Here is a 14,095-nt window from a genome sequence, read left to right on the forward strand (position 1 = left end):
ACCCGAAAGGAATCTACATGAAACTTTATCACTATATCCACTGTCCATTCTGTGTAAGAGTTCGCATGGCACTTGGTTTTTTTGGAATCGAATATGAATCAGTTGTTCTAGATTACAACGATGAGAAGACACCTGTCGAGCTTACTGGAACAAAGATGTTACCAATAATGGAAATTGATGGTGAGATCATGAACGAGTCTCTTGATATCATTAAGGCGCTTGCAAATCACAGCGATAAGGATCTAAATCTTTTAAAGCTTCATAGCGAGAGCTATAAAATTCTTAGTGACTATCTTGATCAACTTGGAAAAGACGTTCATAACTTATGTATGCCTTATTGGGCGTGGTCAAAAGAATTCACTCCTGAAGCGAGAGAATACTTTATCAATAAGAAGTCGGCCAAGCGTGGGCCATTTCACTTACTTGTACAAAATAAAGCAGAGTACTTACACGGCCTTGACCAAACGCTTTCTCAGCTTCCAGTAAAGCTATTACCATTTTATGAAAGTGATAAGTTTACGATCTTAGATATTCTATTAGCTTCTCATATATGGGGAATGTATATCTTTCCAGAATATCAATTCCCACCACAAATTCACATCTACCTTCAGAAAGTGAAAGAGCTAACGAATTTTAATTATCACGAAGATTTCTGGCGCAACTAGCGCTAGGACTTCTTGCCAAGAAAAACCCAAATCGGTCCAATAAGAAGGAATTGAAGATCTTCAAAGAATGAAGGCTTCTTTCCTTCAATCTTATGTCCTATAAACTGCCCTATCCAGGCGACAACAAAGATAACAATCCAAGTAATAAGAAAGTACTCTGCGAGAAGTTGCACGAAGAAGAATTGAGTTAAGAGCATGAAGGGAATAACCAGCCCTAGAGCAATGCTGATGGCCTTTAAATTTTTTAGTGAAAGATAAAAGATACTTGCAACAATAACAAAGGCCCAGGCCCAATTAAAATAACCAAAGAAAGCAGGCCTTGGAATACACCAAAGCATTCCTAAGAGAGACCAAGTGATGAGAGGAACACATACTTCATGAATACGTTGATTGGTTTTATTCTGGTGAGATTCACCATACATCTCAAGCCACGTGTCTAATGATTTCATTTGATCGCTCCAAAATAACAAAGGGAGACCATATGGTCTCCCCTCATTATAACATAATCATTTTTTAAAAATTATGAAGCTGCTTCTTCTTTCTTCTCTGCCGCTTCAGCGTCAGCGTGAGTTTCAACAACCATTTCAGTTTCTTCAACTTCTGGCTCAACAACTACTTTTGGTAGGTGACAAGAAACAACTGATGCAGTTGGCTCATGTGCCCAAGTAAGACCTGTTGGTAGAGTGAAGTGCTCTAGAGACCAGTGTCCATCAAGCTCAAGACCAGTGATATCGAATTCTAGTGATTCTGGCATATCTTTTGGTAGACCTTCTACTTCAACTTCATGCATATTGAAGTTAACTAGACCACCAGCTTTTGTTCCAACTGCTTCACCAACAAAGTGGATTGGAAGAGAAATAACAACTTTCTCTTTTGCTGATACTTTGTGGAATGAGCAATGAACAAAATCCGTTCCTAGGTGTCCTCTTTGTACATCTGCTAGAGTTACAAGGTGTTTCTTACCTTCGAACTCTACTTCAAATACTTTTCCTGAAGTGTGTAGAAACTTTGAAAGACCTTGCTTTGGAACCATAAATTGAGCTCCTGCAAAACCTTTTCCGTAAATAGTTCCTGGAATATATCCGTCTTTTCTCATTTGAGTTGTTGATCTTCCCGGTTTTCTTGTTTCAACTTTTAAAATACTAGTTGTTGACACATTTTCCTCCTGTGTTCCGTGGATTCAATAGATAGTATTCTATCGACCGTTCATAAAAAAAATTTAGATAAAACTTGAATAAAAACACACAATCACATATTTTTTTCCTATGAAAACCGACTTAAAAACACAGCTACTCGACTCATTCTATCTACCCGCAAGTGATATCACTCCAACGAGTTCACAAAAGGTTATGATTATCCTTCACGGCCTAGGTGATAGTCTGGAGTCTTACAAAGTATTTACTCAAGAAATTAATGTCACAGGCCTTAGCTACCTACTGCTTAATGCCCCAAAAAAGTATTACTTTGGCTACAGTTGGTACGATATTCCACCTAATAATCCAGTTCCAGGAATAGAAAATAGTGTTAGAGTTTTAACAAAAATCATTGATGAGATCGTGACCAATAATGAGCATATTGATTATAGCGATATATTTATTGGAGGCTTCTCACAAGGTGGTTGTGTTAGCCTTGAGACGGCCTACCAGCTTGATCACAAGCTTGGGGGAATTATTCTCATGTCACCAAGAATCTACCCGGAAAGACGCCCAAGAGAGCTGTCAACTTGCCTAAAAGAAACAGATATTGTCTGTGCTCACGGAAGTCTTGATCCCGTTATTGATATTAATCAAACGAAAGCAGGAATTGAGCATCTGGTGGCCCTGGGAGCTAATGCGCAATTCCATGCCTATGAAATGGAGCATGAAATTGATATCGATGAAGTGATTCAGCTGCGTAACTGGTTGAATGAGCGTCTTTAATTTCCGACACTTACCCTAAGCTATTTCCAAAACTGCCATTATTAGGTAAGATAGAAGAAATTGAAACTCAGGAAATAAAGGAATCAATATGAGCGATAATCCATTCAACATTCTTGGTAAAGAATCAACTCCTATTAATCAAGGAGAAGCAGTTTCTGGTGCTGATAAGTCACAAGAACTAAATATTCAAATCGAAACACTAATTAAGTCAGCTGATCTTTTCTTATTCATGAAAGGAACTCCTGATATGCCAATGTGTGGTTTTTCTGCAAATACAATTGCAATGTTAAACTCTGTAGGTAAACCATATAAGACATTTAATATTTTAGAAGATATGGATATTAGAGAAGGTCTAAAAGCTTACTCTAACTGGCCAACTTACCCACAACTTTATTTCAAGGGTGAGCTTGTAGGTGGTAACGATATTATCACTGAAATGTTCCAATCAGGACAATTACAAGAAGTTCTAAATAGCTAATTAGTTTTTTAAGAATCGACGCTAGGCCTTACAACGTTTTGGCCTAGCGATATTGAGAACGTTGTAAATTCAAAGTCTTTTTCAAAATCAAGAATCATATTATTTTCAAGCGCTAATTTTTTCGAAATACTTAAACCGAGCCCAGTTCCCTCGCCCACATCTTTTGTTGTAAAGAAAGGCGTAAAAATATCCTTAACGTCTTTATCCTTGATTCCATCACCACCATCTTGAATATAAATGGTATAGTGATCAAGCATTGACTCTTCTACCCAAATTTTAATCCAACATTTTTCGAGACTATCGAATTTATGAACTGCCTGATACGAATTTGTGAGAAGACTTAGAACTACTTGATAGAATTCATTCTTCTTACACGCAACCTCAAGTTCACTAAATGGATTTTTAAAATCGATATATATCTCACGCCCAGTTTGCGCCTGGAAAAGTCCTAAAGAATCTTGAATTAGTTTATCAAGATTATGAACTTCTTTTGAGATGGAGTTTGACGAGCGAGAATAGATTTTTAAACTATTTGCTATATTCTCAATGCGATCGACTTGCTTAATAATACTTTCTAATTTCTTTAGGTAGCCAGGATCAGAATCTTTGATCTTACCTGCATAGCGATCTTTTAGCTGTTCGGCCTGAATGCGAATAATACATAATGGATTATTTATTTCATGAGCAATACCAGCAGACATTTGTCCAAGAGAGCGCCATCTTTCAAATTCTTCAAATTGCTTTTCTTGCATCTTTAGGGTGACACGATTGGTATGTTCTTGATGAACATCACGAATCTGAACCATATAACGGCCAACACCTTGAATAACAATATAGGTAACACTAATGCGACAAAAGCGCTTCTTTGAACGACGCTTTCGATAAATAGGATGAGTTACTTTAAGAGCAACACCATCAAGACGTTTTGCCTGTTCAAAAGTATTTAAAAAGAAGAGATATTCTTCATCATCAAAAATAACTTCAGAAAATTTGGCACCCACAAGGCCTTGCTTTGTCACCTTATTAATATCTAAGATAACAAGCTGATTATTTAAAATAAATAAGTCATCATCAGTTGCGGTATAGAAATTTTTAAATAAAGTAGAGATGAAATTCTCAGGGCCAGCATTTGTATTTCGACTATAAACCTCAATATAAGAGGGTTCGCTACCCGTTGCAGAGTAACCTGGCTGAAGCCAAATTTCCCACAGGTCTCTCTCCCCTAGTAAATTTATGAACTCAGAAAAGAAGTGGCATGCTTCTCCTTTCTTTGCTTTTTCAACTTGCTTAAGGAAGAACTCCATTTTGTCGTCAGGAGTATACTTAAAGAGGTTGGTTCCAATATTTAGGCCATAACCAAGATAGAGATCATTGACGTAAGTACACACCCCATCAAAACCGATGTGACAATAATGGATATTCGAATTTAATAGCTCCTTATTGAAGCTACTATTCGGTTTATTCACTTGGCGTCTCGTCTCAATCATATTGACTATAATTGGTTTAAATCAACTTCTTCTAAATATAAAATCGCCTCTATTAGTGGTAGAGGCGATTTATAATATTAAAAATTATAATGAATTTTCTGATACTGAGTTTTCACTATCTTTACTACTAGATGAAACATTTGATTCATCTGTACTTGCAGCTTTTTCATACGTATCAGGAATGAGTGACCACTTACCGCCACCTTCTGAACGAATAATATAACCATAGTCATGTAGTTTTCTTCTTAGGTTATATAAGTGAACATCGACAGTTTTTGGGTGAACAGTTGTGTCGCCCCAAACATTATCTAAGATATCATCGCGACTTACGATGCGATGTGGAGAATTAATAAATAATCCCAGAAGTTGTTTTTGCTTACTAGTTAAGTGCTCAACTTCTTTTCCATCAAGAAGCATCGACTTGTGAGCAATTGGTTGTACCATTCTTCTTGGGCTACCATTAAATACATTCTCGATCTTAACGATTAATTCATTTTTCTTAAATGGTTTCGTTAAGTAATCAAGTGCACCTTCCATAAAACAGAATCTCAGAGCATCGATATCATCAATACTAGAAACAATGATAAATGGAATTACCATTAAGCGACGATCTTTTGAGTGATTTAGGTACGTCATAAAGTTACCATCATCAAGCATAAGATCTGCAATTATTAGTGCAGGATTCTTTTCTGTATTAGAAAGAGCCTTTTGAAACTCTTCAATTGAAGTAAAAAATCTTAAGTTGTTGTAGCGGTGAACGAGCGTTTGTTCGTAAACAAAACGACATCCCTCATCATCCTCTAAAATCCAAATTTCCTTGTCCGTTGCCATTGTCATAATTCAAACCTCACCGATAAATTGTTGTCCCCATCAAGAATTTCGTAATCCTTTCCCTTCCCTAAGAAGTTATGAATTCCGATATATCTTCTTAATGATTTTTCGTTTTCGTCACCTAAGTTTAAGATGGAATCTAACTCTTGTCTTAAGTATTTGTTTAATTCTGACTTAATAAAAATTAATTTTCTTAACTCGTCTTTAATTTCTAAGGTGATATGAAATGTTTCGCGACCTTCTTTTTTTGCTAAAGTCGAAAATAAGTGGGCAAAAGAGAACAAGATCTCACATAAATCATTGGCCTCACAACCTTTTACGGTTGAGTCGTTTTCAATATTCCATGTTAAATCTGCATAATGTTTCTTTAAGTAGATACGTGCTTGACCGAAGGCCCTTGCAGCAATTTTACTTAAAGGAACTTCTTCATCTAAGAAATATGGCGTCGATTGCTTAAGAAGATTTAGATCATTCTCAAAGCGTTCAAGACCTTGGTTTAATTTTTTCACAAAAGGGTTTTCTTGATCCTGATCCTGCATTAACTCATCAATACAAAATCTAATCAAATGCATATGCCCCGAGTAATCATGGGATAAAACTCTTAGCGTTTCGTTAAAAGCTTCCCCTCTATCCAATTCGTTATTCATAGAACCTGCGCTGTTATTTCAATATATATTTTGTTTACATACCAATAAATATTGCTTATTCAAAGGAAAAAATCACGCATATCAGTAAACTATTGAAATTAAAGAGGAAAGAAGGAGTATTTTTTATACTAGATTGGACAATATCCAAAAGATATTCTAGTTTCGCCACATGGAAAATAAATTTTTAAACGCTGGTAAAGACCAAGTCTTTGCAAAGAAAATTGAAAAAATCTCAGATTTTGAATTCAATCAAGATGTGGCCTCAGTATTTGACGACATGGTGTCACGTAGTATTCCAAATTATCACGAGATTCATAAAATTATCATCGACCTGACAAGACGCTTTTACGAATCAGGTACTGTCTATGACTTTGGTTGTTCAACAGGAACAACAATGCTTTTAATGGCCGACTACTTTCGCCAAAATGATAAAGAGCTACCTCAATTTGTTGGAATTGATACTTCAAGGCCAATGCTTGAAAAAGCAGCACAAAAGCTTAAGTCTCACGGACTACAGGAAAATGTTAAGTTACTAGAAGAGTCGATTACTGATGTAAAGATTGAAAAGGCTGGTATGGCCATCATGAACTATACGCTTCAATTCCTACCTGTCGAAGAACGCCTAGATGTTCTTAAAAATATCTACAATGGCCTAAATGATAATGGCTGCTTTATCTTAGCAGAAAAGATCATCTGCCAAGACGAGCAAATTGATAACCTACTCATTGATCTTTATTACGATTTTAAACGTAGAAATGGTTATAGTGAGATGGAAATTGCTCAAAAGCGAGAGGCCCTCGAAAATGTTCTTAGACCTCTTACTCCACAACAACAACTTAAAATGCTTGATGAAGCAGGATTTAAGAAATCTGAAATGATTTTTAGATGGTATAATTTTGCTTGTTACCTATGTATCAAATAGGAAGAGAATGGATAATTTAGAATACTTAGAAAAATTTGGTAATCGAGTTGATATTGAGTCTTTAAAACAGCTTAAGGCCGAAAAGATTCAAATGTTTCGTACAAAGTACCAAAAAGAATACAAAGAGATTTTTGATATCATTCCTTCTCTTGAAGAGGATTCAAAAGAAACTCTAGAGACTGCAACGAAACTTATTCCTTGGCGAAAGGGACCTTTTCAAGTTGGCGAGCTCGATATCGATGCGGAATGGCGCTCTGATAAGAAGTGGCAAAGATTAAAAGAATCTCTACCAAACTTGAAAGATAAGGTTGTCTTAGATGTAGGCTGTAATAACGGCTACTATATGTTTGAGATGGCCAAGCAAGACCCAAAGCTAGTGCTTGGAATTGATCCTGTGCTACACAATCAGGCCCAGTTTGAATTTATCAATCACTTTAAAAAATACGATAATTTAAAATTTGAATTATTTGGAATTGAAGACCTTCCAAATTTTAGATCATTCTTTGATGTCGTCTTCTCAATGGGAGTTCTCTACCATCACCGTCATCCTCTTGAGCAGCTAATCTCAATTAGAGAGTCTCTTGTTCCTGGCGGAGAAATGATTATGGAGACAATTGGTATTCCTGGAGAAGAAACGATCTGTCTCTTCCCTGAAGACCGTTATTCAAAGATGAGAAATGTATGGTTTCTACCAACTCTTAGTTGTCTAAAGAATTGGATTAATCGTACTGGCTTTATTGATATGGAAGTTGTTTCTGTTTCAACGACTAATTTTGAAGAACAGAGACAAACAAAGTGGTGTCCACCTCCACATCAATCACTTGAAGACTTCTTAGACCCTGATGATAAAACGAAAACAGTTGAAGGCTATCCTGCTCCGGTAAGGTTTTGTATTAGAGCAAAGAAAAAGCCTAATTCACCAATAAAGACTTTTTAATGATCAATAAGAGCAGAAAGGCCATTTACCTAAGCTTTGGAATTGCATTTGTGATTCTTGCCTTTATTGGTATCTTTCTTCCTCTTATTCCAACAACTCCTTTTCTGCTGCTAAGTGCATACTTCTTTTCTCAAAGTAATGAGAAGTACTACCAGTGGCTCCTTGACCACAAGATTTTTGGGCCAATAATCACAGATTGGAATAAGTATGGTGTCGTCAGTGTGAAGTCAAAAATCATTGCCATCTCAATGATCGTGGCCCTTTTTTCGTACACACTGATTTACGTAGAAGTTGATCCAACGATAAAAGTTATCGTTTCATTAATAGGAATTGGGGTTATTGTTTTCTTACTGACAAGACCGAGTAAGAGAAAGCTATAATTTATACTTCTGACCTTTTTCAAAAATATAACACTCTCCGTGAACAACAACTTCTTCATCAGTAACTACAAGTCCACTTCCATCGGGACATGCATAAATTGGATAGCGAGATAGAATCGAATGTCTCTTCAATTCGTCATCGTAACGCTTTGATTTGCGATAATGTGGAAAGAATTCAAAGTCGATAATATTCATGGCCTCAAAATCAGTTACATTATCTTCATTATCATCGCGATCCCAAGGAGGGAAAGATGCCGTTAAAATATTAGGAGTTGTGATAATAGCGCCAGCAGAGAGTCCTGTTAGAATTCCTCCTCGCCCTACATACTCAATCAATTCCTCAAACATCCCACTTTCTTTGAGATGCTTTAAAAAGTAAAAGGTATTCCCTCCCCCAAGATGAATCACATCACTTTGAAGGGCCTCTTCTTTTAGTGTTCGATCAAACTCATGATCAACAGGAAGATGAATAAACCTTTTAAAGCCTATTTTCTTATAGGCCATGATTAGGTCAATGAATTCTAATTCAGATTCATAAGAACCTGCAGGTATATAAGTTATGCTTGGTGAATCGCTCTTACAAAGCTCAAGGATATGCTCGTCAATTTCGACATTGTCACAAAAGTCGCCGCCACCATATAATCCAATTTTCATTTGCTAGATGCCTTCTCTGTAATCTCTTACAATTTTTAGAAGCTCTTTTACGATAGGCTTTAGATGCTTCTTCTCATTCGCAACTCGCTCACTCTTCGGACTGATATTATCAGGGTCGAATGTTTGATGTTCCCTAAAGTCATGAACCACATTGAAAATCGTTTGTGGATCAAACTTCTTATACTTCTTCATCATTGATTCAACGATGCGTGCGATACTATCCCCTGTTACTCTTTCATACTTATTAATGATTGAAGAGCGCATAACAACTTCTAATAACACTTCATCAAATTTCTTCTTTGATTTCTTTGAAACCAAGTGAAGTAACTTAATATAAGAATCTTGAAAAGAATCAATTTTATTCGCACGATATGAATTGATCTCTAAGTCGGCCTTACTTGCATAACTAGATTTAGCGATATTAATAAACTCCTCACGAGTAATCCACTCTCCTCGACTCAATATCATTTGGGGGTACTCTCGGAGAATATCGCGCATACTAAAGATTGCATCCCAACAAATTCCATCACTAACTTCATAGAGGCCAAAGCTTGATTTCGCTTTTTCGAAATAATAGAAGGATCTTTGTAGCTCTTCAATTTCTTGAGATTTTTTTTGAATTAACCAATCATGATATTTCGGAGAAATCCCTATTTTTGAAATGAGATTATATTTCTTTTGAGTCTCAAAAATTTCATCAAATTGTTCGAGATACTCACTTGCCGCAAATTCAGCGATAGGTTTCTTTTCTTTCGTTTCTAAAAAATCCACAATCTGTACAAAGGATTGAACAATATACTTGGCCTTATCCTTTTGTTCTTTAATTGTTGTGGAATAGCGTTGAACATCGTCAAAGCGATACTCATGGTGGTAGAGCCCGAACTGCCTAATTGAGCCATAGTCGATAATTCCCCCATTCATAAGGATATTATCTCCATCCCAATCCAGCCAACAAAAGATATAGTCATCTTCAAAATTTGCCGCAAGCTTTGCAAAGACCTCAACTTGCTTCTTTAAGAAGTAGCGGTATCTCGCCTTAGTTGTCTTAGGTACCTTCTGCCAATCATGATTCATTTTTTGGCGATCAATATAATAATTAACGATATCTTTTAAGGCATTATAATTGGCCTGCTTTAGATGATTGAACATATGTGAAGGCCTAATTAAGTTACTATTGGCCCTAACATTGATTGAGATATTGTCTTTAAACTTAATAATGGCAAGACACCTCTCCGTCTCATAGTTATTCTTTTGCATAACTTCTGAAAACATAAGAGTTGCAAGTCCTTCATCAAACTCAGAGTAGCCACAACCGTATGAAATCGAAGGGTCTCCAGTTTTAAAGTACTTATTTTGTATATGAGTTGCAGGTGAAAGTTTCGTTGCCCCAGTTCCCTGACTTGAGATATCCCAAGTAAGGCCATTGTGATTGACCGTTCCGTTCCAAATAGAGCGCCCATCACCAGAGGTCTTCCCCTGCTTATTCGGGTGTTGTAGCTGAAGATAGCGTGTTGCCATATAGCGATTTGGTAAGATTTCATCTTTTGGGTATTCAACACCATTTTCAATATCATATTCATTAATGATCACGATAGAGAATGTATCGAGGATTTTTTGAGCAAGATCTTTAGTAAGGGTATTTTCATGCTCTTCAGGGATTAGTCCCATCTCCTTTGCTAGCTCAAAGTTAAAGTAAGCAACACTTCCCCCATGCCTCTTTCGTACCTGGTATGTAATAAAGGAATCTTGGCAGCTATCCTGGAGCGGATGTTTGCCATTAATTTGACTAAATTTAGAATAACTTAAATTCGATTTACTAGATAATTTATTATTTGTTTTGCTACTTATCTTTAATGAGCCCATACTCAGATTATATCTTAACTAAAATAGCAAATTCTTCCGTACGAAGAATTTGCTATTTGTGAGCTATATACTTGAGTGTTTCTGTAAAGCTTCAGAATTAAGGAAGGACGTAAACCTTCTTAATTTCGATATTTGATACCGGAAGATTTTGAAATGGGCCATTTCTTCCAGTTTTTGATTTTTTGATTCGATTAACAACGGCCATGCCACTAATAACTTTTCCGAATACTGCATAACCATATTGAGATGGCGTTGGCCCTGAATGATCGAGAAAAGTATTATCTTTTACGTTCACAAAGAATTGTGAAGTTGCTGAATTAATAACAGAAGTTCTTGCCATCGCAATTGTTCCAAGAACATTACTTAGGCCATTTGTCGCCTCGTTCTTAATTGGCTTTTCTGTTTTCTTCTTCTTAAGGCTTGTATCGTATCCCCCACCTTGAATCATGAATCCATCAATTACACGGTGAAAAATAGTTCCATTATAGAAACCAGAGTTAACATAGCTTAAAAAGTTTTTTACTGTCTCAGGTGCCTTTTTATCATAAAGCTTAATTGTGATGTCACCATAATTAGTTTTCATCATTACCTTAGTGTTTGCATGTACGCTAAGACCAATTAATAGAATAAAAAGTAGTTTTAATTTCAATTTCAATTTCATTTTTCTTCCTCGAAGAATTTTTTAAAGTTAATAAATTCTTCGTGTTCATTATAATCTAAAAATTTATTTTTTGCGAGAAAGTCAATATTGTGATTGCCCCAATAAAAATCATCGTCAACTTCAAATGTTGGAACTCCGAAGACTCCTTTATCAAAGGCACGATTAATATCAAGCTTTAACTCTTTCTTTAAATTACGATCACTATCTAAACGTTCGTACTCCTCTGGTGTCAAACATTTTTTCGTAATAAACTCTTTAAACTGATTATAGTCATTAAAATCGTGACCATACTTCCAACCATAATGAAATGTTTCAAGAATAAATGCTGCTTGCTTCAATTTATCATTCTTAAGACCGAGGGCCATTCTTAAGTAAGGTAAAGAATTAAAAGGAAGCATCTTTGGTGAAGTTAGTTTTACTCCCAAGTGCTCAGCACTTCTCAAGGCTTCTTTAAATAAGTACAAGGCCTTGTTCTTTACTTGCGCAGGTGCACTCATTTCATTCAAGGCAAAAAGCCTTCCCACCATCACTGGGCAATAATTAATCTCATACTTCTCGGCCAGAAGCCCTGCGTCTATTTGCATCATACTTAGGTATGAATAAGGAGACGTGAAGTCAAAATAGAAATTCAAGTTTTTTTTCATCTATCTACACAATTGTTATTTAAAGTTTGTTTAATTAAAATTATACTTTCTTAGTGATTAATTTTATTTTTCGATTCTTATTATTACTTCTTCTTTTCATTCCAGCAAAAGAAATTCTCGCAACGCAGACAATTGTACAGATTAATAATAAGACTTTCAAAGATCAAAATCATAATATTTCAAGGTATGTCGAATACAAGCTTACTGATGAGAAGCACTACACACCAGACGGCTTTAAAAGCAACGGCAAGACTGTTGTAAATCTTGATTATACAAATAAAAATATTTACCTACGTTTTAACTTTAGAAATACATTAGACCACTCTGTTCACAAAGAGCTTTATTTTAATACCCATACTTTTAAATTACATGAAGTCTATCTTGTGGATTTAGCATCACAAAAGGTCTCTGAATTTCCTGTCGAAAAAATAAATGCAAATACAACTCTGCACAAGTCATTGAGGATAGACCTAGGGCCGGGAGAGCAACAAACGATTGTTCTCAAAACTCATAGTCTACACAAATTTGATACTAAGGCCTTACTGGCAGACACTAAGTATATTCAAAAAGAGGAACAGACTAGAATCATAAGCCTTTCTATTTATCTAGGCTTTATGTGTACTCTTCTCATCTATAACCTAATTCTTGGCCTCATTAATAGAGCGTCGATCTATATCGTCTACTCAGTCTTTATTTTCTTTATGGTTAACTCTGTTCTGGCCTTATCTGGTTACACACAGGGTATCCTTTCCTTAAGTAATCATGTGAAATATCTAGGTGTCTTTGCGATGATCTCGTGTAACTACCTATATAAGTTTACCAAGGACCTCTTGAGTATCGACTTCTTTGAGAGTCCAGTTATAAAGAGACTAGAAAAGATTTATGCAGTCGTATCAATTGCTCTAATCATCTCAGTTGTCGTCCCATTCTTTGATTCGTTTAATTTTATCATAGGGCCACTCGTCGATATTTATATCTTAAGTCTAGTTATCTTTATCATTTATATTTCAATCTATACGAACGTAAAACAGCCGACGATTGAATCAAAAGTCTATCTACTTTCATGGCTTATCATGAACATTGGTATATTCGCCTATTTTGCGACAATCTACGGCCACTTTACAGACAATGACTTTACACAAAACTCGATTCTCTTAGGAAATATGGTAGAGTCATTCACCCTATCAATTGCCCTAAGTCTAAAGATCAATAGACTTCAAAAAGAAAATGAAATTAACTTCATTAAAAACCTAGATCAGCAAAAGTATATTCGCCTCCTAAGAGTACTCTCTCATGATATTGCAAACTCTCTCTTTGTTATTATCGGTTACTCAAGTCGCTATCTTCGTCGAGGGTATGTTGAAGAAACGAAGGCATGGCCTAAGGTTTACTCGGCCTGTATGCATATCAAAGACATCTTAGATAATGTTAAGGCAGAACAAGAGTTAATCAATAATGAGCCGCACCTCGAATATGTGAAGGTTAAAAGCTTACTTGATAATATTGTAACGATCTTCTCTCCTCAGTGTGAAAGAAAGAAAATAGAAATTGAAATCCCTCAGACTTCTGAGGACTTACAGGTCTACTCTAACCTTGCAATCCTCACTCACCAGATTCTGGGTAATATCATCTCAAACTCAATAAAATTTACTCCAAATCAAGGACTAATCAAGATCTCTTGCACACAGGTGGATCAAGCGCTTAAGCTCGAAGTTTATGATAATGGTATTGGGATTACGAAAAAGAAGTTAGAACAAATCTATAATAAGATCGATACAGGAATCAGCTTTGGTACCTTAGGAGAAAAAGGTTCCGGTTTTGGCTATTTTATTATTCGCTCTTATTGCGAATTACTTAAGATAAAGTTCACAATTGAGCGAAAACCCGTTGGAACTCTTGTGGCACTTTATATTCCTCTCAATAAACACAAATAGTGTTAAGTCTCTATAGTTGTGTAAATTCTAAATTCACCATAAAATTAAATTAATAGACTTTATTATTAGTTTT

16 protein-coding genes are annotated in these 14,095 nt (G+C 35.8%); 7 read left to right on the forward strand and 9 right to left on the reverse strand.

Translation table 11 applies throughout. From position 1 onward, the window contains the following. Window positions 1-17: 17 nt before the first annotated feature. A complete protein-coding gene (gene grxB, locus ABMA72_RS05235; RefSeq protein WP_393056377.1) occupies window positions 18-665 on the forward strand; it encodes a glutaredoxin 2 in 648 nt (215 codons plus the stop codon). A 2-nt stretch (window positions 666-667) separates the two neighbouring features. Here grxB and ABMA72_RS05240 read toward each other — a convergent pair whose 3' ends face one another. Further along, a complete protein-coding gene (locus tag ABMA72_RS05240) occupies window positions 668-1,114 on the reverse strand; it encodes a DUF962 domain-containing protein (protein WP_392856763.1) in 447 nt (148 codons plus the stop codon). 71 nt (window positions 1,115-1,185) lie between these two features. Beyond that, window positions 1,186-1,821 (reverse strand): 50S ribosomal protein L25, encoded by a 636-nt coding sequence (locus ABMA72_RS05245; RefSeq protein WP_392856764.1) that lies wholly within the window; start codon window positions 1,819-1,821, stop codon window positions 1,186-1,188. Between the two features lie 109 nt (window positions 1,822-1,930). Between ABMA72_RS05245 and ABMA72_RS05250 the strand changes: the two genes are divergently transcribed. Beyond that, window positions 1,931-2,584, forward strand: coding sequence for an alpha/beta hydrolase (locus tag ABMA72_RS05250; RefSeq protein WP_393056379.1), 654 nt, complete (start codon window positions 1,931-1,933; stop codon window positions 2,582-2,584). A gap of 88 nt (window positions 2,585-2,672) precedes the next feature. Further along, on the forward strand, window positions 2,673-3,062 hold the full coding sequence (gene grxD, locus ABMA72_RS05255) for a Grx4 family monothiol glutaredoxin (RefSeq protein ID WP_392856768.1): 390 nt from the start codon (window positions 2,673-2,675) through the stop codon (window positions 3,060-3,062). An 8-nt stretch (window positions 3,063-3,070) separates the two neighbouring features. Here grxD and ABMA72_RS05260 read toward each other — a convergent pair whose 3' ends face one another. The 3 genes from ABMA72_RS05260 to ABMA72_RS05270 all read right to left on the reverse strand — a co-directional run bounded on the left by ABMA72_RS05260 (window position 3,071) and on the right by ABMA72_RS05270 (window position 6,027). Continuing rightward, entirely contained in the window at window positions 3,071-4,528 is a 1,458-nt protein-coding gene (locus ABMA72_RS05260; protein WP_393056381.1) for a nitrogen regulation protein NR(II), read from the reverse strand. A 105-nt stretch (window positions 4,529-4,633) separates the two neighbouring features. Next, the gene (locus ABMA72_RS05265) at window positions 4,634-5,386 is read right to left on the reverse strand and encodes a response regulator transcription factor (protein WP_392856771.1); all 753 of its coding nucleotides are present in this window, start codon (window positions 5,384-5,386) and stop codon (window positions 4,634-4,636) included. After that, window positions 5,383-6,027, reverse strand: coding sequence for a hypothetical protein (locus ABMA72_RS05270; RefSeq protein WP_392856773.1), 645 nt, complete (start codon window positions 6,025-6,027; stop codon window positions 5,383-5,385). Before ABMA72_RS05270 ends, ABMA72_RS05265 begins: the two co-directional genes overlap by 4 nt. Before the next feature lie 169 nt (window positions 6,028-6,196). On the opposite strand from ABMA72_RS05270, the gene cmoA reads away from it, so the two are divergent. From cmoA to ABMA72_RS05285, 3 genes are read left to right on the forward strand one after another with little or no spacing between them, the layout of a single operon-like run. Next, window positions 6,197-6,949, forward strand: a complete 753-nt coding sequence (gene cmoA, locus ABMA72_RS05275) for a carboxy-S-adenosyl-L-methionine synthase CmoA (protein WP_392856775.1) — start codon at window positions 6,197-6,199, stop codon at window positions 6,947-6,949. Between the two features lie 7 nt (window positions 6,950-6,956). Then, entirely contained in the window at window positions 6,957-7,886 is a 930-nt protein-coding gene (gene cmoB / locus ABMA72_RS05280; protein ID WP_392856778.1) for a tRNA 5-methoxyuridine(34)/uridine 5-oxyacetic acid(34) synthase CmoB, read from the forward strand. Then, a complete protein-coding gene (locus tag ABMA72_RS05285; protein WP_392856779.1) occupies window positions 7,886-8,266 on the forward strand; it encodes a YbaN family protein in 381 nt (126 codons plus the stop codon). The genes cmoB and ABMA72_RS05285 overlap by 1 nt, the downstream gene beginning before the upstream one ends. On the opposite strand, the gene ABMA72_RS05290 is transcribed toward ABMA72_RS05285, so the two are convergent. The 4 genes from ABMA72_RS05290 to ABMA72_RS05305 form a co-directional block, all read right to left on the reverse strand. Then, a complete protein-coding gene (locus ABMA72_RS05290; RefSeq protein ID WP_393056383.1) occupies window positions 8,261-8,920 on the reverse strand; it encodes a Type 1 glutamine amidotransferase-like domain-containing protein in 660 nt (219 codons plus the stop codon). The genes ABMA72_RS05285 and ABMA72_RS05290 overlap by 6 nt on opposite strands. A 3-nt stretch (window positions 8,921-8,923) precedes the next feature. Next, entirely contained in the window at window positions 8,924-10,783 is a 1,860-nt protein-coding gene (locus tag ABMA72_RS05295; protein WP_392856784.1) for a hypothetical protein, read from the reverse strand. 97 nt (window positions 10,784-10,880) lie between these two features. After that, window positions 10,881-11,444, reverse strand: a complete 564-nt coding sequence (locus ABMA72_RS05300; RefSeq protein ID WP_393056385.1) for a peptidylprolyl isomerase — start codon at window positions 11,442-11,444, stop codon at window positions 10,881-10,883. Next, window positions 11,441-12,088: a 2-hydroxychromene-2-carboxylate isomerase gene (locus tag ABMA72_RS05305; RefSeq protein ID WP_392856788.1), complete on the reverse strand. Its 648-nt coding sequence runs from the start codon at window positions 12,086-12,088 to the stop codon at window positions 11,441-11,443. The genes ABMA72_RS05300 and ABMA72_RS05305 overlap by 4 nt, the downstream gene beginning before the upstream one ends. A gap of 53 nt (window positions 12,089-12,141) precedes the next feature. On the opposite strand from ABMA72_RS05305, the gene ABMA72_RS05310 reads away from it, so the two are divergent. Next, on the forward strand, window positions 12,142-14,022 hold the full coding sequence (locus tag ABMA72_RS05310) for a sensor histidine kinase (RefSeq protein WP_393056387.1): 1,881 nt from the start codon (window positions 12,142-12,144) through the stop codon (window positions 14,020-14,022). Window positions 14,023-14,095: the final 73 nt, after the last annotated feature.

It is taken from the genome of Halobacteriovorax sp. CON-3 (genome assembly GCF_043196995.1).
In the GTDB taxonomy this organism is placed as follows: domain Bacteria; phylum Bdellovibrionota; class Bacteriovoracia; order Bacteriovoracales; family Bacteriovoracaceae; genus Halobacteriovorax_A.